Origin of the sequence: Sphingomonas sp. (assembly GCF_042096255.1) — a bacterium.
Classification (GTDB): Bacteria; Pseudomonadota; Alphaproteobacteria; order Sphingomonadales; family Sphingomonadaceae; genus Sphingomonas.
Genome location: NZ_JBELLZ010000049.1, coordinates 1 through 24,920, shown reverse-complemented (window position 1 = coordinate 24,920; position 24,920 = coordinate 1). Strand labels below are relative to the sequence as shown.

28 protein-coding genes, 1 tRNA gene and 1 pseudogene are annotated in these 24,920 nt (G+C 67.7%); 25 read left to right on the top strand and 5 right to left on the bottom strand.

Features of this window, described 5'->3' with window-relative positions; all coding sequences use genetic code 11:
• From ACFDTH_RS10540 to ACFDTH_RS10480, 13 genes are all read left to right on the top strand, one after another.
• On the top strand, positions 1-329 hold a 329-nt coding region (locus tag ACFDTH_RS10540), incomplete at its 5' end, for a 30S ribosomal protein S2 (RefSeq protein WP_375287480.1).
• A 94-nt stretch (positions 330-423) separates the two neighbouring features.
• Complete coding sequence (gene tsf, locus ACFDTH_RS10535) at positions 424-1,377, top strand: translation elongation factor Ts (RefSeq protein ID WP_375287479.1); 954 nt, start codon at positions 424-426, stop codon at positions 1,375-1,377.
• A 177-nt stretch (positions 1,378-1,554) separates the two neighbouring features.
• On the top strand, positions 1,555-2,274 hold the full coding sequence (gene pyrH, locus ACFDTH_RS10530) for a UMP kinase (RefSeq protein ID WP_375287478.1): 720 nt from the start codon (positions 1,555-1,557) through the stop codon (positions 2,272-2,274).
• Between the two features lie 17 nt (positions 2,275-2,291).
• Entirely contained in the window at positions 2,292-2,849 is a 558-nt protein-coding gene (gene frr / locus ACFDTH_RS10525; RefSeq protein ID WP_375287477.1) for a ribosome recycling factor, read from the top strand.
• 73 nt (positions 2,850-2,922) lie between these two features.
• Positions 2,923-3,639, top strand: a complete 717-nt coding sequence (locus ACFDTH_RS10520) for an isoprenyl transferase (RefSeq protein WP_375287476.1) — start codon at positions 2,923-2,925, stop codon at positions 3,637-3,639.
• A gap of 10 nt (positions 3,640-3,649) precedes the next feature.
• Entirely contained in the window at positions 3,650-4,447 is a 798-nt protein-coding gene (locus tag ACFDTH_RS10515; protein WP_375287475.1) for a phosphatidate cytidylyltransferase, read from the top strand.
• Entirely contained in the window at positions 4,444-5,616 is a 1,173-nt protein-coding gene (locus ACFDTH_RS10510; protein WP_375287474.1) for a 1-deoxy-D-xylulose-5-phosphate reductoisomerase, read from the top strand. The genes ACFDTH_RS10515 and ACFDTH_RS10510 overlap by 4 nt, the downstream gene beginning before the upstream one ends.
• Complete coding sequence (rseP, locus tag ACFDTH_RS10505) at positions 5,613-6,746, top strand: RIP metalloprotease RseP (RefSeq protein ID WP_375287473.1); 1,134 nt, start codon at positions 5,613-5,615, stop codon at positions 6,744-6,746. The genes ACFDTH_RS10510 and rseP overlap by 4 nt, the downstream gene beginning before the upstream one ends.
• Before the next feature lie 85 nt (positions 6,747-6,831).
• On the top strand, positions 6,832-9,540 hold the full coding sequence (bamA, locus tag ACFDTH_RS10500; RefSeq protein ID WP_375287472.1) for an outer membrane protein assembly factor BamA: 2,709 nt from the start codon (positions 6,832-6,834) through the stop codon (positions 9,538-9,540).
• Complete coding sequence (locus ACFDTH_RS10495; protein WP_375287471.1) at positions 9,540-10,178, top strand: OmpH family outer membrane protein; 639 nt, start codon at positions 9,540-9,542, stop codon at positions 10,176-10,178. The genes bamA and ACFDTH_RS10495 overlap by 1 nt, the downstream gene beginning before the upstream one ends.
• Positions 10,175-10,645: a 3-hydroxyacyl-ACP dehydratase FabZ gene (gene fabZ, locus ACFDTH_RS10490; RefSeq protein ID WP_375287470.1), complete on the top strand. Its 471-nt coding sequence runs from the start codon at positions 10,175-10,177 to the stop codon at positions 10,643-10,645. The genes ACFDTH_RS10495 and fabZ overlap by 4 nt, the downstream gene beginning before the upstream one ends.
• A 95-nt stretch (positions 10,646-10,740) precedes the next feature.
• Positions 10,741-10,971, top strand: coding sequence for a 50S ribosomal protein L31 (gene rpmE / locus ACFDTH_RS10485; RefSeq protein WP_375287469.1), 231 nt, complete (start codon positions 10,741-10,743; stop codon positions 10,969-10,971).
• 50 nt (positions 10,972-11,021) lie between these two features.
• Complete coding sequence (locus ACFDTH_RS10480) at positions 11,022-11,342, top strand: PilZ domain-containing protein (protein ID WP_375287468.1); 321 nt, start codon at positions 11,022-11,024, stop codon at positions 11,340-11,342.
• Position 11,343: 1 nt separating this feature from the next.
• On the opposite strand, the gene ACFDTH_RS10475 is transcribed toward ACFDTH_RS10480, so the two are convergent.
• Positions 11,344-11,433 (bottom strand) — tRNA-Ser (locus ACFDTH_RS10475).
• Between the two features lie 77 nt (positions 11,434-11,510).
• Here ACFDTH_RS10475 and ACFDTH_RS10470 point away from each other — a divergent pair.
• The 11 genes from ACFDTH_RS10470 (at position 11,511) to ACFDTH_RS10420 (ending at position 20,087) form a co-directional block, all read left to right on the top strand.
• A complete protein-coding gene (locus ACFDTH_RS10470) occupies positions 11,511-12,572 on the top strand; it encodes a lytic transglycosylase domain-containing protein (protein ID WP_375287467.1) in 1,062 nt (353 codons plus the stop codon).
• Positions 12,556-13,206, top strand: coding sequence for a hypothetical protein (locus tag ACFDTH_RS10465; protein ID WP_375287466.1), 651 nt, complete (start codon positions 12,556-12,558; stop codon positions 13,204-13,206). Before ACFDTH_RS10470 ends, ACFDTH_RS10465 begins: the two co-directional genes overlap by 17 nt.
• Positions 13,207-13,227: 21 nt before the next feature.
• Entirely contained in the window at positions 13,228-13,374 is a 147-nt protein-coding gene (locus tag ACFDTH_RS10460) for an SPOR domain-containing protein (protein WP_375287482.1), read from the top strand.
• 16 nt (positions 13,375-13,390) lie between these two features.
• Positions 13,391-14,563: a D-alanyl-D-alanine carboxypeptidase family protein gene (locus tag ACFDTH_RS10455; protein WP_375287465.1), complete on the top strand. Its 1,173-nt coding sequence runs from the start codon at positions 13,391-13,393 to the stop codon at positions 14,561-14,563.
• On the top strand, positions 14,560-15,186 hold the full coding sequence (gene tmk, locus ACFDTH_RS10450) for a dTMP kinase (protein ID WP_375287464.1): 627 nt from the start codon (positions 14,560-14,562) through the stop codon (positions 15,184-15,186). The genes ACFDTH_RS10455 and tmk overlap by 4 nt, the downstream gene beginning before the upstream one ends.
• Entirely contained in the window at positions 15,183-16,172 is a 990-nt protein-coding gene (locus tag ACFDTH_RS10445) for an AAA family ATPase (RefSeq protein WP_375287463.1), read from the top strand. Before tmk ends, ACFDTH_RS10445 begins: the two co-directional genes overlap by 4 nt.
• Before the next feature lie 9 nt (positions 16,173-16,181).
• The gene (gene metG, locus ACFDTH_RS10440; protein ID WP_375287462.1) at positions 16,182-17,720 is read left to right on the top strand and encodes a methionine--tRNA ligase; all 1,539 of its coding nucleotides are present in this window, start codon (positions 16,182-16,184) and stop codon (positions 17,718-17,720) included.
• Complete coding sequence (locus tag ACFDTH_RS10435; RefSeq protein ID WP_375287481.1) at positions 17,720-18,496, top strand: TatD family hydrolase; 777 nt, start codon at positions 17,720-17,722, stop codon at positions 18,494-18,496. The genes metG and ACFDTH_RS10435 overlap by 1 nt, the downstream gene beginning before the upstream one ends.
• Positions 18,493-19,257 carry an MBL fold metallo-hydrolase gene (locus ACFDTH_RS10430; protein ID WP_375287461.1) on the top strand — a complete coding sequence of 255 codons (765 nt, stop codon included), beginning with the start codon at positions 18,493-18,495 and terminating at the stop codon, positions 19,255-19,257. Before ACFDTH_RS10435 ends, ACFDTH_RS10430 begins: the two co-directional genes overlap by 4 nt.
• Positions 19,254-19,862: a TIGR02281 family clan AA aspartic protease gene (locus ACFDTH_RS10425; RefSeq protein WP_375287460.1), complete on the top strand. Its 609-nt coding sequence runs from the start codon at positions 19,254-19,256 to the stop codon at positions 19,860-19,862. Before ACFDTH_RS10430 ends, ACFDTH_RS10425 begins: the two co-directional genes overlap by 4 nt.
• Positions 19,863-19,937: 75 nt before the next feature.
• Complete coding sequence (locus ACFDTH_RS10420; RefSeq protein WP_375287459.1) at positions 19,938-20,087, top strand: helix-turn-helix domain-containing protein; 150 nt, start codon at positions 19,938-19,940, stop codon at positions 20,085-20,087.
• Between the two features lie 19 nt (positions 20,088-20,106).
• Here the strand turns inward: ACFDTH_RS10420 and glnT are convergent, their stop codons facing one another.
• From glnT to ACFDTH_RS10400, 4 genes are all read right to left on the bottom strand, one after another.
• Positions 20,107-21,402 carry a type III glutamate--ammonia ligase gene (gene glnT, locus ACFDTH_RS10415; RefSeq protein WP_375287458.1) on the bottom strand — a complete coding sequence of 432 codons (1,296 nt, stop codon included), beginning with the start codon at positions 21,400-21,402 and terminating at the stop codon, positions 20,107-20,109.
• 112 nt (positions 21,403-21,514) lie between these two features.
• Positions 21,515-22,846, bottom strand: a complete 1,332-nt coding sequence (locus ACFDTH_RS10410) for an FMN-binding glutamate synthase family protein (RefSeq protein ID WP_375287457.1) — start codon at positions 22,844-22,846, stop codon at positions 21,515-21,517.
• Positions 22,847-22,857: 11 nt separating this feature from the next.
• Positions 22,858-23,547, bottom strand: coding sequence for a protein glxC (locus tag ACFDTH_RS10405; protein WP_375287456.1), 690 nt, complete (start codon positions 23,545-23,547; stop codon positions 22,858-22,860).
• Positions 23,547-24,434 (bottom strand): glutamine amidotransferase family protein, encoded by an 888-nt coding sequence (locus ACFDTH_RS10400; RefSeq protein WP_375287455.1) that lies wholly within the window; start codon positions 24,432-24,434, stop codon positions 23,547-23,549. The genes ACFDTH_RS10405 and ACFDTH_RS10400 overlap by 1 nt, the downstream gene beginning before the upstream one ends.
• Before the next feature lie 239 nt (positions 24,435-24,673).
• On the opposite strand from ACFDTH_RS10400, the pseudogene ACFDTH_RS10395 reads away from it, so the two are divergent.
• Positions 24,674-24,920 (top strand): annotated as a pseudogene (locus ACFDTH_RS10395) (hypothetical protein); the annotation flags it as partial.

Here is a 24,920-nt window from a genome sequence, read left to right as displayed (position 1 = left end):
ACGCCAACAAGGAAGAGCTGGCGATCAAGGAAGCCAACACGCTGGGCATCCCGGTGGTGGCGATTCTCGATTCGAACGTCTCGCCGGACGGCATCGCCTTCCCGGTGCCGGCGAACGACGACGCCAGCCGCGCGATCCGCCTGTATTGCGAGGCGGTGGCGATCGCCGCCACCCGCGGCAACCAGGAGCAGCAGTCGCGCCGCGGCTACGACATGGGCGCGATGGCCGAGCCGATCGCCGAGGAAGCGCTGACCGTCGAGCCCGAGCAGCAGGGTGCCGGCACCGTTGAGGGTGCGGGCGCCGAGGCCGAGCGCCAGATCGACGCCTAACCGTCGCCGAACTGTCATGCGGGCGGGGCAGGGCGTTTTCGCTCCGCCCCGCCCGTACCCATATCTGACCGATACCAACCGAAGGATGAGAACGATGGCCGATATCACCGCAGCCATGGTCAAGGACCTGCGCGAGAAGAGCGGCGCGGGCATGATGGATTGCAAGAAGGCGCTCAACGAGACTTCGGGCGACATGGATGCCGCCGTCGATTGGCTGCGTGCCAAGGGCCTCGCCGCCCAGGCCAAGAAGTCCAGCCGCACCGCGGCCGAGGGCCTGGTCGGCGTCGCGGTCAGCGGCACCAAGGGTGCGGCGATCGAGGTGAACTCGGAAACCGACTTCGTCGCCAAGAACGCGCAGTTCCAGGAGTTCGTCCGCGAGGCGACCCAGGTTGCGCTGACGGCGGGCGAGGACGTGGAGGCGATCAAGGCCGCGGCGATGCCGTCGGGCACCACCGTCGCCGACACGCTGACCAACAACATCGCCACTATCGGCGAGAACCAGGTGCTGCGCCGCGCGCGCGTGCTGGAGGTGTCGAAGGGCGCGGTCGTGCCGTACGTCCACAACCAGCAGGGCCCGGGGCTCGGCAAGATCGGCGTGCTCGTCGCGCTCGAGTCCGAGGCTTCCGACGAGGTTCTCCAATCGCTCGGCAAGCAACTGGCGATGCACGTCGCGGCGGCCTTCCCCAAGGCGCTGAACGAGGGCGACCTCGACGAGGCCGAGATCGAGCGCGAGCGCGCGATCGCCACCGAGAAGGCGGCCGAGAGCGGCAAGCCGGCGGACATCATCGCCAAGATGGTCGAGGGTTCGATCGCCAAGTTCCGCAAGGAGCATGCGCTGGTCAGCCAGCTGTTCGTTATGGACGGCAAGACCAAGATCAGCGACGTCGTCGCCAAGGCAGGCAAGGATGCCGGCGCCGAGATCAAGCTGGTGGATTATGTCCGCTTCCAGCTGGGCGAGGGCATCGAGAAGGAAACGTCGGACTTCGCCGCCGAAGTCGCCGCCGCTTCGGGCGTTCCGCAGAACAAGCAGCCCGAGCCGACCGCGTAAGCGCGGGCACTATCGCTGCGATGAGGAGGGGCCTCGGCGAGAGCCGGGGCCCTGCTTGCGTTTGGTCCGCTCCGCGGTGGCGATCTGATCTCGCGTTGCGCGCTCGTGTCACAAAGGTTGCTCCCGTAACTGCGCCCGCCTAAGGTCCGCGCCGCCTTCCGATCCGTGCGAGACCCGATGACCCGCCGCTATAAACGTATTCTCCTCAAGCTCTCGGGCGAGGTCCTGATGGGCGACGGCGGGACCGCGATCGATCCTGCGGTGACCGCGCGGGTCGCGAGCGAGATCGCGGACGTGAAGGCGCAGGGATTTGAGCTGTGCGTGGTGGTCGGCGGGGGCAACATCTTCCGCGGGCTCGCCGCCGCCGCCAAGGGATTCGAGCGCGCGACGGCCGATTACATGGGCATGCTGGCGACGGTGATGAACGCGCTCGCCGTGCAGAATGCGCTGGAGCAGATCGGCGTCGACACGCGCGTCCAGTCCGCCATTTCGATGGACAAGGTGTGCGAGCCGGTGATCCGCCGCCGCGCCGCCCGCCACCTGGAGAAGGGCCGCGTCGTGATCTTCGCCGCGGGCGTCGGCGAACCCTATTTCACCACCGATTCCGGCGCGGCACTGCGCGCGGCGGAGATGGGCTGCGACGCGCTGTTCAAGGGTACCAGCGTTGATGGCGTCTATGATGCCGATCCCAAGAAGGTCGCGGACGCCACGCGTTTTGAGACCGTCACTTACGACACCGTTCTCGCACGCAACCTGAAGGTGATGGACGCGAGCGCGGTGGCCTTGTGCCGCGACAACCATATTCCGATCGTGGTGTTCAATATCCGTGAACACGGCAACTTCGCCGCCGTGCTGCGCGGCGAGGGCACCAGCACGGTCGTCCAGAGCGCAGAATAGACAGGAGACAGACGGGCATGCCCGCATATGACAAGGCCGATCTCGTGCGCCGGATGGCGGGTGCGGTGGAATCGCTGAAGGGCGATCTCGGCGGTCTGCGCACCGGCCGCGCCTCCACTTCGCTGCTCGATCCGGTGACCGTCGAGGTCTATGGCTCGCACATGCCGCTGAACCAAGTGGCGACCGTCTCCGTACCCGAGCCGCGGATGATCTCCGTGCAGGTGTGGGACAAGAGCAATGTCAGCCCGGTGGAGAAGGCGATCCGTTCGGCCGGGCTGGGCCTCAACCCGATCAACGACGGCCAGACGTTGCGCCTGCCGATCCCGGACCTCACCGAGGAGCGCCGCAAGGAACTCGCCAAGCTCGCCGGTTCCTATTCGGAGAAGGCCAAGGTCGCGGTACGCAACGTCCGCCGCGATGGCATGGATGCGCTCAAGACGGACGAGAAGAAGGGCGTGTTCGGCGAGGACGAGCGCAAGCGCCACGAGACCGAAGTGCAGAAGCTGACCGACGCGACCATCGCTGACATCGATGCGGTGGCCGCGGCGAAAGAAAAGGAAATCATGAACAAGTGATGGGCAAACAGCGCCAGCTGTTTAGCTCATGCCGGGGGCATGAGCGGCCCAGCACGCACGGGGCAGCATCGCGATGAGCACCGCGCCCGTCTTCGCCGGACCGGATGCGGCGGTGCCGCGCCATGTCGCCATCATCATGGACGGCAATGGCCGCTGGGCGAAGCGGCGGCTGCTGCCGCGCGCGGCGGGCCATCGCGCGGGGGTGGAGGCGGTGCGCCGCGTCACCCGCGCGGCGCGCGCGCTCGGCATTGAGGCGCTGACCCTCTACGCTTTCTCCAGCGAGAACTGGCGCCGCCCGGCCGAGGAGATCGGCGATCTGATGGGCCTTTTGCGGCTGTTCATCCGCTCCGATCTGGCCGAATTTCAGCGCGAGAATGTGCGGCTCCGCATCCTGGGCGATTATCGCCGCTTTCCGACCGACGTGGTGACGCTGATCGACGACGCGCTGGCGCGGACTGCGGCGAACACCGGCCCGAGCCTGGCGATCGCGCTCAATTATGGTGCGCAGGCCGAACTGACCCGCGCTGCCCGCCGCCTCGCCGAGCGCCTGCCGCCCGAGCAGATCGACGAGGCCGCGATCGAGGGGGAGCTGGAGACGCGCGAGCTGCCGCCGCTCGACCTGCTGATCCGCACCTCCGGCGAGCACCGGCTGTCGAACTTCCTGCTGTGGCAGGCAGCCTATGCCGAACTGCTGTTCGTCGACACGCTGTGGCCCGACTTCGGTGCCGACGAGCTGTCCGCGGCGGTGGCGGATTTCGGCCAGCGGCAGCGGCGCTTCGGCGGCCTGTGACCCAGGCTCGATGACCCACGTCAAGACCCCGTCCGATCTTCGCGTGCGCGCCATTGCCGGCATCGCGATGATCGCCGGCGCGCTCGGCGCGCTGCTCGCCGGCGGCGGCGCACTGTGGCTGCTGATGGTCGTGATCGCGCTGTTCATGATGGCGGAATGGTCCGACCTCCATGGGATCGATCCCAAGGCCAAGCGGCTGGGCCAGTATATTCTTTCCGTGCCGCTGGCGATCATGGCACCGATCGCGGCGGGATCGGACCCGTTCTCGCTGGGGCTGCTGGTCGGTGCCGCCTTCTTCGCGGTGATCGTCACCCGACGGCGCGCGCTGGCGATCGGCACGCTCTATTGCGGGCTGCCGGTGTTCGCGCTGGTGTTGATCCGCGACCAGCCGCACGGGATTGTGCTTACCCTGTGGACGCTGGCGCTGGTGTGGGCGACCGATATCGGCGCCTATTTCGCGGGGCGGACGATCGGCGGGCCGAAGCTGGCGCCGGTGATCAGCCCCAACAAGACCTGGGCGGGGCTGATCGGCGGGGTCGCCTTTGCCGGGCTGTTCGGCGCGGTTATGCACGTGCGTTACGGGTTGCCGCTCCGTCTCGCCCTGGCGACGCCGCTGCTGGCGGTGCTGGCGCAGGGCGGCGACCTTTACGAAAGCTGGCTCAAGCGGCGCGCGGGGGTGAAGGATTCGGGCAACATCCTGCCCGGCCATGGCGGGCTGATGGACCGGCTGGACGGGCTGGTGCCGGTGGCGCCGATCGCGGCGCTGCTGGTGATGTGGCCCAGCCTGGTGCAGGCGCTGGGCGCATGAGGACCGTCACCGTACTGGGGGCGACCGGATCGGTCGGCACCTCGACGCTCGACCTGCTGGAGCGCGCGCCCGAGCAGTTCCGCGTGCTGGCGCTCACCGCCAATTGCGATGTCGAGCGGCTCGCCGCCGCTGCCGTCCGCACGCGCGCCGCCCGCGCGGTGGTGGCGGACGAGACCTGCCTGCCCGCTTTGCGCGAGCGGCTCGCCGGGAGCGGCGTGGCGGCAGCGGGCGGGGCGAAGGCGGTGTGCGAGGCGGCGGCGATGGGCGCCGACGTCACCGTCGCCGCGATCGTCGGCTGCGCGGGTCTCACGCCGGTGATGGCGGCGGTGGGGCAGGGCGGCATCATCGCACTCGCCAACAAGGAGTCGCTGGTCTCCGCCGGCGAGGTGGTCACCGCCGCGGTGGCGCGTCACGGCGCGACTTTGCTGCCGGTCGACAGCGAGCATAGCGCGATTTTCCAGTGCCTCGATCCGCGGCACACCAAGCGCGTCCGCCGCATCGTGCTGACAGCGAGCGGCGGGCCGTTCCGCGACCGCCCGCGCGAGGCGATGGCGGCGATCACCCCGGCCGAGGCGGTTGCGCACCCGAACTGGTCGATGGGCGCAAAGATCTCGGTCGATTCGGCGACCATGATGAACAAGGGGCTGGAGCTGATTGAGGCGTTCCACCTTTTTCCGGTCGCGCCCGATCAGCTCGACGTGGTGGTACACCGCCAGTCGGTGATCCACTCGATGGTGGACTACGTTGATGGCTCGACAATCGCGCAGCTCGGCACGCCCGACATGCGCACGCCGATCGCGGTGGCGCTCGCCTGGCCGGACCGGATGGAAACGCCCGGCGCGCCGCTCGATCTCGCTACGGTCGGCCGGCTGGACTTCGAGGCGCCCGATCCGATCCGCTTCCCCGCGCTGCGCCTGGCCCGCCATGCTTTGGAAGCAGGCGGCGCGCGGCCCGCGATCCTCAATGCCGCCAATGAGATAGCGGTGGCCGCCTTTCTGGCTGGCCGCATCGGTTTCCTCGAAATCGCCGCAATCGTGGAGGATACGCTGGAGCGCTTCGATCCCGCCGCGCCGGACACGCTGGACGCGGTGCTTGAGGTCGATGCCGAGGCGCGGGCCATTGCGTCGGCGGGCATCCGGGACGAGCGTGTGAAGGATCGCGTCTTTTGATCGAGAGCCCGGGATTGCTCCTAACGATAGTGGCCTTCGTGCTGGTGATCGGCCCGCTCGTGTTCGTGCACGAGATGGGGCATTATCTCGCCGGCCGCTGGTTTGGGGTGAAGGCCGACGCGTTCGCGATCGGTTTTGGCCGCGAAGTTGCTGGCTGGACCGACCGGCGTGGCACGCGCTGGAAGGTCGGTTGGCTGCCGCTGGGTGGATACGTCAAATTCGCCGGCGACATGAACGCGGTTTCGCAGCCCTCGGCGGAATGGCTGGCGCTGCCGCCGGCGGAGCGCAACGCGACCTTCCAGGCGAAGCCCGTATGGCAGCGCGCGATCATCGTTGCGGCGGGTCCGGCGGTGAACTTCGCTGCCGCGATCCTGATTCTGGCCGGCTTCGCGCTGGCTTACGGCGACAGCCGGACGCCCGCGACCGTGGGGCGCGCGGTGGAGGGCACGGCGGCGGCACAGGCGGGCCTTCGTGCTGGCGACCGCATCGTCGCGATCGGCGGTCGCAGCATGGCGACCTTCGACGACATGGTCCGCTACGTGAAGATCCGCGCAGGCGAGCGGGTGCGGATCGACTACGTGCGCGATGACGCGCACCGCTCGGTGGAAGTGCGGATCGGGACGCAAGTGCAGCGCGACCGCTTCGGCAACGAGTTCAAGGTCGGTATGCTGGGCATCGCGCCCGCGCGGCCGGTGATCGTGCCGGTGAGTCCGATCGAGGCGCCGGTGGTGGCGATACGCCAGACCGGCGAGATCCTGTCGATGATGGTTGAGACGATCGCCCAGGTGATCAATGGCCGCCGCTCGGTGAAGGAACTCGGCGGCCCGCTCTCGATCGCCAAGGTTTCGGGCGAGCAGATGACGCTCGGCGCACAGGCGTTCGTGTTCCTGATCGCGCTTGTCTCGATCAATCTGGGGTTCATCAACCTGCTGCCAGTCCCGATGCTGGATGGCGGGCACCTGATGTTCTACGCGATCGAGGCGGTGCGGCGAAAGCCGGTGGGGGCGGACGCGCAGGAATGGGCTTATCGCGGCGGCCTGGCGGCGATCCTGGCGCTGATGCTGGTGGTGACCTTCAACGATCTGGGCAACCTGGGCCTGTGGCGCAGCCTCGCCGGCTTGATCGGCTGACAGGGATAAGGCAGGGCGACGCGCGGCGTGTGCGTCGCGGATTTCCGGGGTGGACTTGGTGACGGTTTTGATTGGAACTCAACGCATGCGTGTCCCGGCCGCCCTGCTCGGCGCGACGATGCTGGCCGGCGTACCCGTTTTCGCGGACGCACAGGCGCCGGCCGCACCGACGCAGCAGCCACCTTCGGCTGCGGCTCCGACGACACCTGCCGCGCCGGAACGCACGATACGCAGCCTCAGGGTCGAAGGCTCTCAGCGGATCGAGCCGGAGACGGTGCTCAGCTACACCAAGCTGCGCCAGGACGAGGCCTATTCGAACGAGACGCTCGATCAGGCGATCAAGGATCTCTACGCCAGCGACCTGTTCGCCGACGTGACCATCTCCGGCGCGGAGACGGGCGACGTGGTGCTGCGCGTGCGCGAAAACCCGATCATCAACCGCGTGATCCTGGAAGGCAACAAGCGGCTCAAGGACGACAAGATCGTCAAGGAGATCAAGCTCAAGCCGCGCCAGATCTTCACCCGCACCGCGGTGCGGCAGGACGTGGCGCGCATCGTCGAGCTGTATCGACGCCAGGGCCGCTTCGCCGCCAGCGTCAATCCGCAGATGGTGTCGCTGGACCAGAACCGCGTCGATGTCGTGTTCGAGATCAGCGAGGGCCCGAAGTCCAAGGTTCGCCAGATCAACGTCATCGGCAACGAGGTGTTCTCCGACGACAAACTGCGCGAGCAGATGGCGACCAAGCAGGCGCGCCTGTTCCGCCTGCTGTCCAGCAACACCTCCTACGACCAGGACCGGCTGGCCTATGACCAGCAGAAGCTGCGCCAGTTTTACCTGACCGAGGGCTATGCGGATTTCCGCGTGACGAGCGCAGTGGCCGAGCTGACCCCGGACAAGCGCGACTTCATCATCACCTACGTGGTCGAGGAAGGCCCGCGCTATAAGTTCGGCGACATCTCGGTCGACAGCGACATCCGCGACTTCGACGACAAGCGGATGGCCTCGACGCTGACGCTCAAGAAGGGCGACTGGTACAACGCCAAGCTGGTCGAGGACACGGTCGAGAGCCTCCAGAATACCACCGGCCTGTTCGGCTATGCCTTCACCGAGGTGAACCCGGAGTTCAACCGGGACCGCGACGCACTGACCATGTCGATCAACTTCCACATCGCCGAGGCGCAGCGGACGTATATCGAGCGGATCAACGTCACCGGTAACACGCAGACCCAGGACAAGGTGGTCCGCCGCGAGGTGCGCCTCTCCGAAGGCGACGCGTTCAACAGCTTCCAGGTCAAGCGCTCGCAGGACCGCATCAACAGCCTGGGCTATTTCCAAGACAAGTTCGAGATCAAGCAGACCCCGGGTTCCTCGCCCGACCGGATCGTGCTGGACGCGAATGTCGAGGAGAAGCCGACCGGGCAGTTGCAGCTCTCCGCCGGCTTCTCCAGCTTGGAGCGGTTCATTCTCCAGGCGAACATCACCCAGAGCAACTTCCGCGGCAAGGGGCAGGAACTGCGCGCCGGTGTCAACTATTCCAGCTATTCGAAGTCGATCGAGCTGGGCTTCACCGAGCCCTACCTGTTCGACAAGAACATCGCCGTCGGCGTCGACGTGTTCCGCCGCGACTTCAACGCGTTCAACTATATCGGCACGGATCGCAACACCACCTACAGCCAGGTGTCGACCGGCTTCCAGCTGCGTGCGGGCGTGCCGCTGACCGAATATTGGTCGCTGTCCGGCCGCTACGGCCTGTCGTATGACGAAGTGTCGCTCGACCAGAGCTATTTCCGCAACGGGAATTGCGATGCGCTGCTCGCAGGCCGCTATCTGTGCGATTCGCTGGGCAACCGCTGGACGTCGTCGATCGGCTATTCGCTGATCTTCGACAGCCTCAACAGCCGCCTGCGGCCGACGGCGGGACAGCGCTTCTCGTTCAGCCAGGACTTCGCAGGGCTTGGCGGCGACGTGAAGTATCTGCGCACCCGGGCGGAAGGCGCCAAGTTCTGGGGCCTCGGCAACAGCGGCTTCATCTTCTCGGTGAATGCGGAGGGCGGGTACATCCACCCGCTCCAGGACAGCCCGGGTCCGGGAATCGACGCGGTCCGCATCATCGACCGATTCTACTTGGGTGAGCCGCAGTTCCGCGGCTTCGACATCCGCGGCGTCGGCCCGCGCATCCGCCGTACCTACTTCACCGATGGGTCGCCGGCGCAGGTGCTGCGCGACGATCGCGACGAGATCGTCGACGACGCGCTGGGCGGTCGCGCCTATTACCTGGCCCGCGCCGAGCTGGAGATCCCGCTGGGTGCCGGCGCACGCGAGATGGGCATCCGCCCCTCGGTCTATGTTCAGGCGGGCGGCTTGTGGAACATCACCCGACCGCGTCCGACCGCGGAGTTCCCGACGCTGACCGATCCCACCACCGGCAAGACCTATGTCGGGTCGCTGTTCCTCCAGCAGAGCAACAGTGCCGGCCAGCTGCTCTACACCTACACCAGCACCGACCCGGCGACCAATGCGCCGGTGACATCGGTCACCACCTGCGCCAATGGCATCCCGAACAGCGCGGGCGCGTGCATTGGCACGATCGCCAATCCCGCCTATACGTTCGAGACGACGCCGTTCACCGAGGAGTATCTCGGCAACTCCGCCAAGCCACGTCTCTCGATCGGCATCGGCGCCAACTGGAATTCTCCGTTCGGGCCGCTGCGCATCGACCTTGCGAGGGCGCTGATCAGCCAGCCGGGCGACGACAAGAAGCTCATTACCTTCAACGTAGGGACGCAGTTCTGATGAACCTCTTCAAGACCACCATCGCGGCTGCGGCGCTGGCCGCGCCGGCGCTGCTCGCCGGCCATGCGCAGGCGCAGGTCAGCGGCATCGCCGTCGCCGATCCGGAGGCCGCCGTCGCGAACTCCAAGGCGTGGGCCGCGGCTCGCAGCCAGATCCAGACCACCTACAAGACCCAGATCGACCAGGCGAACACGCGTCGCACGGCGGTCGAGGCGGAGCTGCGCCCGCTGGTCGACGCTTATCGCAAGGCCGCCGCGGCTCCGGGCGCCAACGAGGCCTCGCTCCGCCCGCAGGCGACCGCTATCCAGACCAAGCAGCAGGCCGCCGAACAGGAGATCGGCCGACTGACCCAGCCGGCGCAGCGTGCGCAGGCCTATGCCGTCGAACAGATTTCCGCCAAGCTGAACGACGCCGTGCAGGCGGCGGTGCGCGCCAAGAACGTCAGCCTGGTGCTGCGTCCGGCGGCGGCGATCTTTGCGCAGCCCGCGGCGGACATCACGGCGGCGATCACCGCCGAGCTCGACAAGTCGGTGCCCAGCGTAAGCGTGACTCCGCCCGCCAACTGGCAGCCGGGACAGGCCGGTCAGCAGGCCGCCGCCGCCCCCGCGACCCAGCGCCAGCAGCCGCAGGGCCGGTGAGCGACGCGGCTTCCACACCCGGGCGGTATGACATCGCCCGGGTGATGGCGGCGCTTCCGCACCGCTATCCTTTCCTCCTCGTCGACCGTGTCGAGGAGATCGTGCCGGACACGTCGATCGTCGCCATCAAGGCAGTGACGATCAATGAGCCGTTCTTCCAGGGGCACTTCCCGTCGCGGCCGATCATGCCCGGCGTGCTGCTGGTCGAGGCGATGGCGCAGGCGGCGGGGATCCTGGCCGTCGAGAGCCTCGGCCTTGCCGGATCCGGCAAGCTCGTCTATTTCATGGCGATCGAGGGCGTGAAGTTCCGCCGGCCGGTGGAGCCGGGCGTGCTGCTGCGGCTGGAGGCGTCGTTCCTCCAGAAGCGCGCCACCGTGTGCAAGTTCTCCGGCAGGGTGCAGGCCGACGGCCAGTTGATTGCCGAAGCACAGTTCACCGCCATGATCGCGGACCCGCCGAGCGCTTGAGCGCCGCCAACGGCATTGCGAGCGTGCCGCGCTTCTGCTAGGCGCGCCGCTTCCTTTCGGCTGGTCGGTAACCAGCCCCTCCAGGAGCATCAGACGTGAAGAAAGATACGCACCCCGACTATCACATGATCAAGGTGCAGATGACCGACGGCACCGTGTACGAGACCCGCTCCACCTGGGGCAAGGAAGGCGACACGATGACGCTGGAAATCGACCCGCTGGCGCACCCGGCCTGGACCGGCGGCCGCGGCCAGATGCTCGACCAGGGCGGCCAGGTCGCGCGCTTCAACAAGCGCTTCGGCGGTGGGCTCACGCTGCGCAAGTAAGGGCTGCGCAGGTAAGCAGTTCTTAATCATTTCCGGCTCACACTGGCACTGTGTTTGCTGCCGAGTTCGAGCCCTTCGACGAGGATAACCGGCGCCGCAGCACGCGTGCGCCGGTTTCGTTTGGCGCCGCGCTCAAGCACGACGGCCTCAGTCGCACCTTGTGCACGGTCGTCAACATCTCGCTGCACGGCGTCCGACTCCAGACCTATTCGCCACTGAAGCGCGGCATGATCATCTGGCTCACCCTGCCGGGGCTCGAGCCGGCGATGGCAGAAGTGATGTGGTCGGACGACTATTCGGCCGGTTGCGAATTCATCAGGCCGCTGGACGAACAGAGCTTTCGGAGACTGGCCAACATCGACGTCCGCTAAGTGGCGGACAGGGTGGGATTCGAACCCACGGTGGGCGTAAACCCACGGCGGTTTTCAAGACCGCTGCCTTAAACCACTCGGCCACCTGTCCGTCTGGGTTCGCTTAAGCCCGCAAGCGCCGGTTTGTGCAAGCGCCGCGGCGATCGGGCGTTGCCCGCGGCCTTGCCGATGTGCCAATGCTGCGGTGTGTGGGGGTCAGCTTTCTTTGGTGGCATAGTGCGAGCGGCGGTAGCCGCGCTGGCATGCCTTGGCATCCACGGGTCGGCGCTCGCGCAGGATGAAGCGGGGTTCCAGCGTTATCTGCCGCAGCTGCGAGCGCAGGCGCTCGCCGCCGGGATCAGCCGCGGAACCGCGGATGCGGTGTTCCCGACGCTGACCTATAATCCGCGCGTGGTGGAGCTCGACCGTGCGCAGCCGGGCGGCGGCGCGAACGCTCCCATCCCGATGTTCGCGCCCTATCGTCGGCGCCATGTCGATGCGGCGCGCATCTCGCGAGGGCGCACCACCTATCAGGCGCAGCGCGGGCGGCTCGCCCGAATCGAGGCGCAGACCGGCGTGCCCGAATCGATCATGGTCGCGATCTGGGGGCATGAGACCAATTACGGCAGCTACACCGGCGACTTCGATCTGCTGCGCAGCCTGGCGACTCTGGCCTATGAGGGACGCCGGCGCGCGCTGTTCTCGGGCGAGTTCGTCGCCGCGCTGAAAATGATGGACCGCGGCGTCCCGCGCGAGCGGCTCAAGGGCAGCTGGGCGGGCGCGACCGGCAACCCCCAGTTCCTGCCGTCCATCTACCTGCGCCTGGCGCGCGACGCAGACGGGGATGGCCGTGCGGACATCTGGACCAGCGCGCCCGACACACTCGCCTCCATCGCCAACTATTTCGTCGATGCCGGCTGGCGTGCGAACCAGCCCTGGGGCGTCGCGGTGAGCGTTCCCGCGGCGTTCGACAGGGGAGTCATGGCCAATCGGCTCATCAGCCCCCGCTGCCCGCGCGTCTTCCAGCGGCACAGCGGATGGCGGACCATGGCGGAATGGCGAGCCGCAGGACTGGTGCCGCAAAGTGGTTCGTGGCCGGGCAGCGAGGTAATGGCGACGCTGATCGAGCCCGATGGCGAGGGCCAGACCGCCTATCTGCTGACCAGCAACTACCGCGTAATCCTCGACTATAACTGCTCCAATTTCTATGCCTTGTCGGTGGGATTGCTGGCCGATGCGATCGAGCATTGAACTCCTGGTCTTCGCCGCCGCGCTGTCCGGCTGCACGGGCTCCGACTATCGCCCGGTAAGTGGACGCCCAACCTACGACGACCAGCGGCCGCAGCCGCCAGCAACGCCATCGCGCGACTCCGCGGTGGACTCCGGACCGCTCCGCCCGCCGGAGACCGCCGAGGCACCAGCCTATGACGCGGTGGGCCGCGCGACCGTCACGCAGGGCGGTGCCGATGCGGTCGCGGCGTTGCATGCCACGCTGCCGGTGGGATCCGCTGCCGAGGTGACTGGGTTGGAGACCGGCCGTACCATCCTGGTCCGGATCGACGGGCCGACCGACAGCATCGGGGAGATCGCGCTCAGACCCGCTGCCGCCGCGCTGCTGGGCAACCCCGACGGGGCCGTCGTCCGCGTCCGCGCCGCGGTCGCGAATCCGGCCGATGCCGCCGCGCTCGCCGCTGGACGTGCCGCCTCGCCGCGGATGGATGCGCCGCCCGCGCTGCTGGCCGCGCTACGCCGTCGCGCTAGCCCGCAGCCCGCAACGGCGCCGAACCGCGCTGCGGCCGCGACAAGGGTGGCAGCCCCCAGGCCAAGTACGCCGGGCGTGCGGGCCATCCCAGGCCGCTTCCGTGTTCAGGTCGCCGCGGTGTAGAGCGAAGCCCGCGCCCGGCAAATCGCCGGCGCGCTCGGCGGTTCGGTCGAGCCCGCGGGGCGGCTGTGGCGTGTCCGCCTGGGTCCGTTTGCCGATCCGGCCGCCGCGCGCCAGGCACGTGACGGCGCCGCTCGCCGCGGCTATGCCGATGCCCAAGTCCTTCCCTGAAACTGGTGACCCGTTGATGCGTAAAGCCCTTCTTCTCTCCGCGCCGATCGTCGCCGCGGCGGTCGCTTATCCGACAATCGCCGCCGCGCCGCGCTTCGACACGCCCGCACCGGTTGCTTTCATGGAGGACCTGTCGTCGGGCGCGGTGCTGTTTCAAAAGGACGCTGATCGCCGCATGCCGCCCGCCTCGATGGCGAAGATGATGACGGTCTATGTCGCCTTCGAGATGATCAAGCGCGGCGACCTCAAGCTCGACCAGATGATCACGGTCGAGCCGGAGACCTGGCGCCGCTGGCACGGACCGCAGGCGGGCTCCACCATGTTCCTCTCGCCGGGCGAGCAGGTGTCGGTCGCCAACCTGCTGTACGGCATTGTCGTCCTGTCCGGTAACGACGCCTGCGTGGTGCTCGCGGAAGGCATTTCGGGCACCGAACAGGCCTTCGCCGACCGAATGAACGATGCGGCGAAGAAGCTGGGGCTTACCAACAGCCATTTTGGCAATTCGAATGGCTGGCCTGACAATGGCGTGACTTATGTGACCGCGCGCGATCTTGCCAAGCTCGCCGCGGCGACGATTGAGCACCATCCGCGGCTTTATAAGCAGTTCTATTCGCGCCGCGATTTCACCTGGGGCAAGACGTTGGGCTCGGGCGCAGCGATCACGCAAGCCAACCGCGATCCGTTGCTCGGTCGCGTCGCCGGCGCGGACGGACTCAAGACCGGGCATACGGAAGAAGCGGGATACGGCTTCACCGGGTCGGCCGAGCAGAACGGTCGGCGGCTGGTGATGGTTCTCGCCGGGCTGACCAGCTTCAATCAGCGTGCTGACGAATCGGTGCGCTTCATGAAGTGGGGCTTCGGCGCCTGGCAGTCCAAGCCGCTGGTGAAGAAAGGGCGGCAGGTCGGCGAGGCGCAGGTGCAACTGGGTGGCAGCGGCACCGTCGGGCTGGTCGCGCCCAAGGACCTCACCGTTGCGCTTCCCTCGGGCGCGGTGCCGGCGATGTCGGGCAAGATCGTCTACAACGGCCCGATCAAGGCGCCGATCAAGGCCGGCGCGCATGTTGCCGACCTGGTCGTCTCTTCGCCGGGCCTGCCCGACCAGACGCTCCCTCTCGCCGCCGCTGCAGATGTGGGCGAAGCAGGCTTCTTCGGCCGCGCCTGGGCAGGGCTGACCGGTCTGTTCGGATGACCGCAGGGCGCTTCATCTCGCTGGAAGGCGGGGAGGGCGCGGGCAAGTCGACGCAGGCACGCGCACTCGCCGCGGCGCTGGAGGCGCGCGGGATACCCATTGTCGTCACGCGCGAGCCGGGCGGCAGCGACGGCGCCGAGTCGATCCGCGCGCTGCTGCTGACCGGCGAGACCAACCGCTGGAGCCCACATAGTGAGGCGCTGCTGTTCGCGGCGGCGCGCGCGGACCATGTCGAGCGAACGATTGGCCCGGCGCTGTCGGCGGGAAGCTGGGTGATCTGTGACCGGTTCCTCGATTCGACCCGCGCCTATCAGGGCGCGGCCGAGGGGATCGACGATGCGGCGGTGCTGGCGCTCCACGCCTTCGGGTCGAAGGGGCTGCTGCCCGATCGCACCTTCGTGCTGGACATGGGCCCTGAGGAAGGCGCCCGCCGTGCCGCCAGGCGGGACGGCGGCGCCACCGATCGGTTCGCTCAGCGCGATTCGGCGTTCCATCAGGCGGTCGCCGACGCCTTCCGCCGGATCGCCGCGCACGAGCCCGATCGGGTCCGGATGGTCGATGCGACCCGCCCGGTCGAGGCGGTGACCGCGGCATTGCTCGACGGCCTCGCCGACCTGCTGTGACCCGATGGCGCGGCCATGCGGCGGCGCGCGCGGCGTTCCGCGCGGCGATGTCGGGTGGGGCGCTCCACCATGCCTGGCTGTTCGCCGGGCCAGAGGGCGTGGGAAAGGCTGCGTTCGCGCGTGAGGCAGCCGCGCGACTTCTGGCTGAGGCTTCTGGGGAGCGTGGCACGGAAGACTTCGGGGTGGCCGCCGAAAGCCGCACCGCCGCGATGATGGCAGCGGGAGCACACCCGGACTATCGCGAGCTGCGCCGCCTGCCCAAGGACCCGGACAAGCCGGCCGAGCTCGCCCGCTCAATCCCGATCGCGCAGGTGCGCGCGCTGCTGCCGATGTTCGCCACCGCACCCGCAATGGGCGCGCGGCGAGTGGTGGTGATCGACGCGATTGATGATGTCGAACGGCCGGGCGCGTCAAACGCGCTGCTCAAGAGCCTGGAGGAGCCGCCCGCGGGAACGATCTTCCTGCTGATCAGCCACGCGCCCGGCCGGCTGCTGCCGACCATCCGCTCGCGCTGCCGGCTGCTCCGCTTCGAGCCGCTCGCGCCCGACGAGATGCGCGGGGCGCTGGGCGATGCGCTGCCCGAGGCGTCGCCGGGGGAGATCGACGCGCTGGTGCGGATCGGCGGCGGCTCGCCGGGGCGGGCGTTGCGCTACGCCGGGCTCGACATCGGCGGGATCGACGACGCGCTCGCCGCCATCGCGCGCGATGGCGACACGGGCAACGCGCAACGGCTGAAACTGTCGCGCGCGCTGGCCGGCAAGGCTTCCCAGCCGCGCTACGAGGCGTTCCTGGAGCGCGCGCCCAGCTTCATCGCCGACGCGGCGCCGCTGCGGCATGGGCCCGAACTGGCCACCGCGCTAGACACCTATGCCGAGGCGCGCGATCTCGCCGCGGCGGCGCGGGCGCTGTCGCTCGATCCGGCGGGCACGGTGTTGGAGATGGCGGGCCTTGTCGCGCGGCTTCACGCGCGCGGGGCGATGCACTAGGGCCGGCGCATGGCCGAGCCTTATTACATCACCACCGCGATCAGTTACCCCAACGGCCGGCCGCACATCGGCCATGCCTATGAGGCGATCGCCGCCGATGCGATCGCCCGCTTCCAGCGTCAGACCGGCCGCGCGGTCCGCTTCCAGACCGGCACCGACGAGCACGGCCTTAAGATGGTGCAGACCGCACGCGACCGCGGCGTCGAGGTGCGCGCCTTGGCGGATGAGATGTCCAGTCACTTCAAGGCGATGTGCGATGCTCTGCACATCTCTTACGATCGCTTCATCCGCACCACCGACGCCGATCACCATGCCGCCAGCCAGGCGCTGTGGCAAAGGATGGCCGACGCCGGTGACCTCTACCTCGATCGCTACGAGGGCTGGTATTCGGTGCGCGATGAGGCCTTCTACGACGAGAAGGAGCTCGTCGGGGGGGAAGAGGGCGTCCGCTTGTCGCCGCAGGGCACGCCGGTGGAGTGGACCGCGGAGGAAACCTGGTTCTTTCGCCTTTCGAGATACCAGCAGCCGCTGCTCGATCTCTACGCCACCAACCCGGACTTCATCCGCCCCGAAAGCCGCCGCAACGAGGTGATGCGCTTCGTCGAGGGCGGGCTTTCGGACCTGTCGGTATCGCGCACCAGCTTCGACTGGGGGGTGGCGGTGCCGGGATCGCCGGGGCACGTCATGTACGTCTGGGTCGATGCGCTGACCAACTACCTCACCGGCGCGGGCTATCCTGGCGACATGCCGCACTGGCCGGCGGACCTGCACCTGATCGGAAAGGACATCGTCCGCTTCCACGCGGTCTACTGGCCGGCGTTCCTGATGTCCGCAGGATTGCCGCTGCCCAAGTCCGTGTTCGGCCACGGCTTCCTGCTCCACCGCGGCGAGAAGATGTCGAAGAGCCTCGGCAATGTGGTCGACCCGCTTGACCTCGCCGAGGCGTTCGGGGTGGATGCGCTGCGCTACTTCCTGCTGCGCGAGGTGAGCTTCGGCAGTGATGGCAGCTATTCGGCCGAAGCCATTGTAACGCGGGTGAATGCTGAGCTGGCCAACGCCTTCGGCAATCTCGCCCAGCGCACACTTTCGTTCATCGCCAAGAATCTGGACGGCGCGATGCCGGAGGCCGGTCGCGCCGAAGGGGCCGATGGCGCGCTGATCGAAGAAGTAGTGGTCGCTTGCGCCGGGCTAAAGGCGGCGTTTGGGGACCTGATGCTCAGCCAGGGTGTCGAAGCATGGCTGCGCGGCGTGTTCGCGTGCAACGCCTACATCGATGCGCAGGCGCCCTGGTCGCTGCGCAAAACCGATCCGGAGCGGATGCATGCGGTGCTGCGCACCCTGGTACGCGCGATCCGGATGCTGGCAATCGCGATCTTGCCGGTGGTGCCGGGTTCGGCGGGCAAGGTGCTCGACCAGCTCGGCGCTGACGCGCGCAACCATGACGCGATTGACGACGACGGGTGGTACGACCGGCAGGCGGCGAGCGGTTTCCGCATCGCGCCGCCAACCCCGGTGTTCCCGCGCCTCGACCTGCCCGCGGAGGCATGATGCTCGCCGACAGCCACTGCCACCTCAACTACAAGGGGCTCGCCGAGGACCAGCAGGCGGTGCTGGCGCGGGCGCGGGCGCGGGGGGTGACCGCTATGCTCAACATCGCGACGCGGGAGAGCGAGTGGGATGACGTGCTCGCCACCGCGGAACGCGAGCCGGATGTCTGGGCCACTGTGGGCATCCACCCGCACGAAGCCGACCAGCATCCGCACGTCAATACCGCCGAATTGGTCGAGCGGGCGCGACATCCGCGCATCGTCGGGATCGGCGAGAGCGGGCTTGACTATTACTACGACCATTCCGATCGCGCACGCCAACAGGCGAGCTTCCGCGCGCACATCGCCGCCGCGCGCGAGGCGGGCGTGCCACTGGTCGTCCACACCCGCGACGCCGAGGCGGACACGATGGCGCTGATGGACGACGAGCTGGGGAAGGGCGGCTTTGCCGCGGTGCTCCACTGCTTTACCGGCAGCGCCGATCTGGCGCGCTGGGGCATCGACCGCGGCTTCTACGTCTCGCTGTCCGGCATCGTCACGTTCAAGAGCGCGCGCGATCTTCAGGAGACCGCCATGGGCCTGCCGCTCGATCGGCTTCTGATCGAGACCGACGCGCCGTTCCTCGCCCCTGTCCCGCATCGCGGCAAGACCGGCGAGCCGGCTTTCGTTGCCGATACCGCCGCCTTCCTGGCCGAACTGCGCAGCGAAGATGTCGAGCAACTCAAGACCGTTACCGCCAACAACTTCCACCAGTTATTCAGCAAGACCCGCGCATGAAGGTGCGCTTGCTCGGCTGCGGCACCTCGTCCGGCGTGCCGCGGATCGGCAACGATTGGGGCGCCTGCGATCCGGCCGAGCCGCGCAACCGCCGTACGCGCGCGTCGATCCTGGTCGAGCATGGCGGCACCCGCGTGCTGGTCGACACCGGCCCGGACATGCGCGAGCAATTGCTCGCCGCGGACGTGGGGGTGGTCGACGCGATCCTGTGGACGCACGACCATGCCGACCACACGTTCGGCATCGATGACGTCCGCCAGATTTTCCACGCGCTCGGCCGGCCCGTGCCCGGCTATGCCCGGCCGTCGACGATGAAGGTGATGGAGGAGCGCTTCGGGTACACCTTCCACGGCCGCCACGGCTATCCGCCGACGATCGCCGCACAGCTGCTGCCCGACCGGCTGGAGATCGGCGGCGTTCGCATAACGACGACGGACCAGCCGCACGGCTCGATCACCTCTGCCGGACTCCGCTTCGAGGCGGATGGCAAGGCGATCGGCTACGCCACGGATTTCAGTGCGATGACGGCGGAAATGGAGGCGCTGTATCAAGGACTGGACGTGTGGATCGTCGATGCACTGCGCCGCCGTCCGCATCCCTCGCACCCGCATGTCGCGCAGGTGCTGGAGTGGGTCGAGCGGCTGCGACCCGGGCGCACGATCCTGATGCACATGGACCAGTCGATGGACTACACCACGCTCTGCGCCGAGCTGCCCGACGGGGTCGAACCTGGGTATGACGGGCTGGAGATCGGTTGGTGAGCGGCGACCAAGGCGCGGAGTTCGTCTTCTACGCCATGGCGTTGCTGCTGCCACTGTCCGCACTGCTCGCCCGCCGCATCCCGCTCGGCCAGACGCTCAAGATGGCGCTCGCCTGGATCGGCATCTTCGGGCTCGGCCTGATCGTCGTCAGCCAGCGTGGCAAGATCGGCGGCGTCCTGGATGACGCCCGCCGGACCCTGGTGGGCGACGACCAGCAGGTGGTCGGCGAGACAGTGCGGATCGCGATGGCGCCGGACGGGCATTTCTATGCCACCGTGTCGATCAACGATATCAGCCGGCGCATGCTGATCGACAGCGGCGCCAGCATCACCGCCCTGTCGCGTGCCACCGCCAGCGCTGCGGAGATCGACCGGGACGGTGTGTTCCAAGTAGCGATCGACACCGCAAACGGCACGGTGCTGGCCGATCGGGCGACCGCCGAGCGCCTCGAGATCGGCGGGATTACCGCCCACGACCTGCCGGTAGTGGTCGCCGATGCTTTCGGACAGACCGACGTGATCGGGATGAACTTCCTGTCGAAGCTGAAAAGCTGGCGGATCGAAGGCCGGACGTTGGTGCTCGAACCCGTCGGAGAACCGAGATGAGCCGATCCACTACCTTTCGGCCAGATAGCACAACTTTACATAATGTGTATTATCGGATGAACGACATGTAGGCGCGTGGCGGACGCGATGGCGCTGCTGAGCCTGGAGCGTCGACAGATCTACCGGTTGCTGGAGCGCGTGCGGCAGGACCGCGCGGCCCGGCTCGTATCCCGCAAGCGCGGGCGTCCCAGCCACCGGCGCTCATGCCCTTCACTCTGGAAATGACAATTCAGAGACTAACCATTTAGCAGTCCAGTGTGGTCGCGCGCTCCCAATCGGTCAGCTGGCGCGCGTAATCGTTCCACTCGCCATGCTTCAGCTTGAGATAGCTCGGCACCACGGGCCCGAGCATCGTCTCCAGCGGAGACGCCTCCAGCGCGCGTAGTGCATCCAGCAGGTTCAGCGGCAGTTTCTTCACGTCGGTGACGGTGTGGCCCTCGGTATACATATTGATATCGAGCCGCTTGCCCGGATCGCGCCGCTGCTCGATTCCGTCGAGGCCTGCCGCCAGCACCGAGGCCGCCATCAGATACGGGTTTACCGCGCCATCCGCGAGCCGCAGCTCGAACCTGTCTCCTTCCGGCACGCGGATCATGTGGGTCCGATTGTTGCCCGTCCACGTAACCGAATTGGGTGCCCAGGTGGCGCCCGACGTGGTGCGCGGCGCGTTGATCCGCTTGTAGCTGTTGACGGTAGGGTTGAGGAACGCGGCGAGCGCATCGGCGACGTTGATGATCCCGCCGATGAAGTTCAGCCCGGTCTGCGACAGTCCGGCCGGGTGCGTGTCATCCTTGAAGACGTTGCTGTCGCCCTGCCACAGCGAGACATGCATGTGGCAACCATTGCCGGTCAGGTGCGTGAACGGCTTGGGCATGAAGGTGGCGCGCAGGCCATGCTTCTCCGCGATCGCCTTGGCCATATATTTGAAGAAGGCATGACGGTCGGCAGTCACCAGCGCGTCGTCATAATGCCAGTTCATCTCGAACTGGCCGTTCGCATCCTCGTGATCGTTCTGGTACGGGCGCCAGCCGAGATCGAGCATGGCGTCGCAGATCTCGGTCACCACGTCGTAGCGGCGCATCAGCGCCTGCTGGTCGTAGCAGGGCTTCACCTGCGTGTCGGCGGCATCGGCGATCGCCGAACCTTCGGCATCGACCAGGAAGAACTCGCATTCGACGCCGGTCTTCATCTGGAAGCCCATGGCGGCGGCGCGGTCGATCTGCGCCTTCAGCACGTTGCGGGGCCCCTGCTCCACCGCCTTGCCGGACATCCACAGGTCCGCCGCCAGCCAGCCCACTTCCGGCTTCCAGGGCAGCTGGACCAGCGAGGCGGGGTCTGGCCGCGCGAACAGGTCCGGATCGGCGGGCGTCATGTCCAGCCATGTCGCGAAGCCGGCGAAACCCGCCCCGTCCGCCTGCATGCCGGCGATCGCGCTGGCCGGCACCAGCTTGGCGCGCTGCGCGCCGAACAGGTCGGTGAAGGACACCAGGAAATATTTGATGCCCTTGTCCTTGGCGACTTTGCCGAGATCCACCGTCATTGCATGCCTTCCCCGCTGGGCGGCCGCCATCGTCCGGCGCCACGCCCCGTTTGAAACCCAGTTGCTTCCAGCGGACGACGGCGCCTGTTTTCAGCGCCTTGGCGTCAAGAGTTCAGTAGGTGGCGCGCCCCGGTACCCAGTCCGTACCCGCCAGCGGCACCCGCGCCATGGCGGCGGCTTCCACCGTGAGCGCGACGAGATCCTCCGGCTCCAGATTATGCAGGTGGCTCTTGCCGCAGGCCCGCGCGATGGTCTGCGCCTCCAGCGTCAGCACGGCAAGGTAGTTCGCCAGGCGCCGCCCCGCGGCGACCGGATCGAGCCGCGCGGCCAGTTCGGGATCCTGCGTGGTGATGCCGGCGGGATCCCGCCCCTCCTGCCAATCGTCATAGGCGCCGGCGGTGCTCCCGAGCGCGCGATATTCCTCTTCCAGCGATGGATTGTTGTCGCCTAGCGCCACCAGGGCGGCGGTACCGATCGCCACCGCGTCCGCGCCCAGTGCCATCGCTTTGGCGACATCGGCGCCGTTGCGGATGCCACCGGAGACAATTAGCTGCACCTTCCGGTGCATCCCCAGGTCCTGCAGCGCCTGCACCGCCGGGCGAATGGCGGCGAGCGTTGGGATGCCGACATGCTCGATGAACACGTCCTGCGTCGCCGCGGTGCCGCCTTGCATCCCGTCCAGCACGATCACGTCCGCGCCGGACTTCACCGCCAGGGCGATGTCGTAATAGGGCCGCGTCGCGCCGACCTTCACGTAGATCGGCTTCTCGTGATTGGTGATCTCGCGCAGTTCCTCGATCTTGATCTCGAGGTCGTCGGGGCCGGTCCAGTCGGGATGCCGGCAGGCGGAGCGCTGGTCGATCCCCTTGGGCAGGCTGCGCATCTGCGCGACGCGGTCCGAGATCTTCTGCCCCAGCAGCATGCCGCCGCCGCCCGGCTTGGCGCCCTGCCCCACGACAACCTCGATCGCGTCCGCCTTGCGCAGATCGTCGGGGTTCATGCCGTAGCGCGACGGAAGGTATTGATAGACCAGGGTCTGCGACTGTCCTCGCTCCTCCGGAGTCATGCCGCCATCGCCCGTGGTGGTGGACGTGCCCGCCGCGCTGGCGCCGCGGCCGAGCGCTTCCTTCGCCTGCGCGGAGAGCGAACCAAAGCTCATGCCCGCGATGGTGACCGGGATCTTCAGGTGGATCGGCTTCCTGGCGAAACGCGTGCCCAGCCAGACGTCCGTGCCGCACTTCTCGCGATATCCCTCCAGCGGATAGCGCGATACCGAGGCGCCGAGGAACAGCAGGTCGTCGAAATGCGGCAACGCCCGCTTTGCGCCGGCACCGCGGATATCGTAGATCCCCGTGGCGGCGGCACGGCGGATCTCCGACAGGGTGTACGGGTCGAAGGTGGCGGAGTGGCGCGGGAGGGTGCGCGGGGTGCCGGACGTATCCATCGGAAGATCCTTCAGTACGCCGCAGCGTTGTCGACGTGGAAGTTGTAGAGGCCCCGGGCGGAGCCATAGCGCTTGAAGCTTTCGACCGAGACGTCACCATCGACCCCGGCGGCGTCGAGCAGCGCGCGAAGCTCCTCTCGGTGCTCCGCCCGCATCTCCTTCTCGATGCAGTCCGCGCCCAGGCTCTTCACTGTGCCGCGCACATAGAGCCGCGCCTCGTAGATCGAATCGCCCAACGCATCGCCGGCGTCGCCGAGCACGACCAGCGAGCCTGACTGCGCCATGAAGGCGCTCATCGGCCCGATCGACCCTTTCACGACGATAGACACGCCTTTCATCGAGATGCCGCACCGCGCCGAGGCGTTGCCGTCGATCACCAGCAGGCCGCCATGCGCGGTCGCGCCCGCCGACTGACTGGCATCACCATGGACGCGCACCGTGCCGGACATCATGTTCTCGCCGACGCCCACGCCGGCATTGCCGTGCACGGTGACGGTGGCCTGCTTGTTCATGCCCGCGCAATAATACCCTGCGTGCCCGTGGATCTCGACCGTCACCGGAACGTCGAGGCCTACCGCCAGCGCGTGCTGGCCGGCGGGATTCAGCACCTCCCACAAGGTCTCGTTGGTGTCCTGCGAGAGGGCGTGGAGCTGGGCATTGAGGTCCGAGCGGCTGGTCTGCGCCAGATCGACGGTCGGCATCAGTGGCGCTCCCACACATAGGCGCGCGCGGGTTCGGGTTCGAACACCTGCGCCTCGGCGATCCCCGGCAGGCCGGCGAGCGCGCGATATTCGGAAGCGAAGGCGACATAGGCGTCCGTCTCGGCCATCACCGCCGGCTTGCAGGAGATCGGATCGCGCATCACCGCGAAGCCGTTCTCGGTGCCGACGACGAAGGTGAAGAAGCCGTCGAGATCCTCCAGCCCGGCCTCCAGTGCCTCGGTGAGCGTGGCGCCCTCGCGCATCTTCCAGGTGAGATAAGCCGCGGCGACCTCGCTGTCGTTCTCGGTCTCGACGCGGATGCCCTCGCGCACCAGCGTGCGGCGCAGGCTTGCGTGATTGGAGAGCGAGCCATTGTGCACCAGGCACTGGTCCGGCCCGGTCGAAAAGGGATGCGCGCCGGCGGTGGTCACCGCCGATTCGGTCGCCATGCGGGTGTGGCCGATGCCGTGGCTGCCGCTCATGCCGGCGAGCCCGAAGCGCCCGGCAACGTCCTTCGGCAGCCCGACCTCCTTGTACAATTCGATCCGCTTGCCGGCGCCGGTGACGGCGACCTCGGGATGCGCCTCCGCGAGCCAGGCACGGACCGCATCTTCCTGCGCGGACGGCACGGACAGCACCGCATGGCTGTCCTTGGTGCGCACATCGACCTGGATCGCCAAGGCCCCGGCCAGCGCGGCTCCGATCGCCTCGCCGTCCCCGCCCCGCAGGGTCAGCTTGGCAATGCCGGCGGCGCCGTCGCTATAGACCGCGAAGCCCGCGCTGTCGGGTCCACGGTCCGTCATCACCTCGAGCATTCCCGCCAGCAGCCCGCCCAGCTGCGGCTCCAGCGCGCGATCCTTCAAGAACAATCCGACAATGCCGCACATCTGTGCTCACCCCACCCCGATTACGGTACGCCGATTGGATATGGCGGCGTCCTCAGGCTGTCAATCACAGGAAAATTGTTTTCGTGACAGGAAATCTCTCGACGAATCGAGTTGCGCTGCGCTATTCCTGTGAAGCAAGGCAGTTTCTCCCGGGAATAGGATGATGGCGCGCGCTGGCAAGCGCCCGGCGCATCCGGGACGGGCGAATAAGAGGGGTTTGAGCTGAGATGACGCAACGGGTGGCAATCATCGGCGCCGGACCGAGCGGGCTCGCCCAGCTCCGCGCGTTCCAAAGCGCGCAGGCCAAGGGCGCCGAGGTGCCCGAGTTGGTCTGCTTCGAGCGGCAGTCCGAATGGGGTGGCCAATGGAATTACACCTGGCGCACCGGGCTCGACGGGTTCGGCGAGCCGGTGCACACCAGCATGTATCGGTACCTCTGGTCCAACGGCCCGAAGGAATGCCTGGAGTTCGCCGATTACTCCTTCG

Bases quoted from the DNA above. Each gene is read 5' to 3' on its own strand.
- tsf (WP_375287479.1), top strand. From the start codon at position 424: ATGGCCGATATCACCGCAGCCATGGTCAAGGACCTGCGCGAGAAGAGC.
- pyrH (WP_375287478.1), top strand. From the start codon at position 1,555: ATGACCCGCCGCTATAAACGTATTCTCCTCAAGCTCTCGGGCGAGGTC.
- frr (WP_375287477.1), top strand. From the start codon at position 2,292: ATGCCCGCATATGACAAGGCCGATCTCGTGCGCCGGATGGCGGGTGCG.
- ACFDTH_RS10520 (WP_375287476.1), top strand. From the start codon at position 2,923: ATGAGCACCGCGCCCGTCTTCGCCGGACCGGATGCGGCGGTGCCGCGC.
- ACFDTH_RS10515 (WP_375287475.1), top strand. From the start codon at position 3,650: ATGACCCACGTCAAGACCCCGTCCGATCTTCGCGTGCGCGCCATTGCC.
- ACFDTH_RS10510 (WP_375287474.1), top strand. From the start codon at position 4,444: ATGAGGACCGTCACCGTACTGGGGGCGACCGGATCGGTCGGCACCTCG.
- bamA (WP_375287472.1), top strand. From the start codon at position 6,832: ATGCGTGTCCCGGCCGCCCTGCTCGGCGCGACGATGCTGGCCGGCGTA.
- ACFDTH_RS10495 (WP_375287471.1), top strand. From the start codon at position 9,540: ATGAACCTCTTCAAGACCACCATCGCGGCTGCGGCGCTGGCCGCGCCG.
- ACFDTH_RS10470 (WP_375287467.1), top strand. From the start codon at position 11,511: ATGTGCCAATGCTGCGGTGTGTGGGGGTCAGCTTTCTTTGGTGGCATA.
- ACFDTH_RS10465 (WP_375287466.1), top strand. From the start codon at position 12,556: ATGCGATCGAGCATTGAACTCCTGGTCTTCGCCGCCGCGCTGTCCGGC.
- ACFDTH_RS10455 (WP_375287465.1), top strand. From the start codon at position 13,391: ATGCGTAAAGCCCTTCTTCTCTCCGCGCCGATCGTCGCCGCGGCGGTC.
- tmk (WP_375287464.1), top strand. From the start codon at position 14,560: ATGACCGCAGGGCGCTTCATCTCGCTGGAAGGCGGGGAGGGCGCGGGC.
- metG (WP_375287462.1), top strand. From the start codon at position 16,182: ATGGCCGAGCCTTATTACATCACCACCGCGATCAGTTACCCCAACGGC.
- ACFDTH_RS10435 (WP_375287481.1), top strand. From the start codon at position 17,720: ATGCTCGCCGACAGCCACTGCCACCTCAACTACAAGGGGCTCGCCGAG.
- ACFDTH_RS10430 (WP_375287461.1), top strand. From the start codon at position 18,493: ATGAAGGTGCGCTTGCTCGGCTGCGGCACCTCGTCCGGCGTGCCGCGG.
- glnT (WP_375287458.1), bottom strand. From the start codon at position 21,402: ATGACGGTGGATCTCGGCAAAGTCGCCAAGGACAAGGGCATCAAATAT.
- ACFDTH_RS10410 (WP_375287457.1), bottom strand. From the start codon at position 22,846: ATGGATACGTCCGGCACCCCGCGCACCCTCCCGCGCCACTCCGCCACC.
- ACFDTH_RS10405 (WP_375287456.1), bottom strand. From the start codon at position 23,547: ATGCCGACCGTCGATCTGGCGCAGACCAGCCGCTCGGACCTCAATGCC.
- ACFDTH_RS10400 (WP_375287455.1), bottom strand. From the start codon at position 24,434: ATGTGCGGCATTGTCGGATTGTTCTTGAAGGATCGCGCGCTGGAGCCG.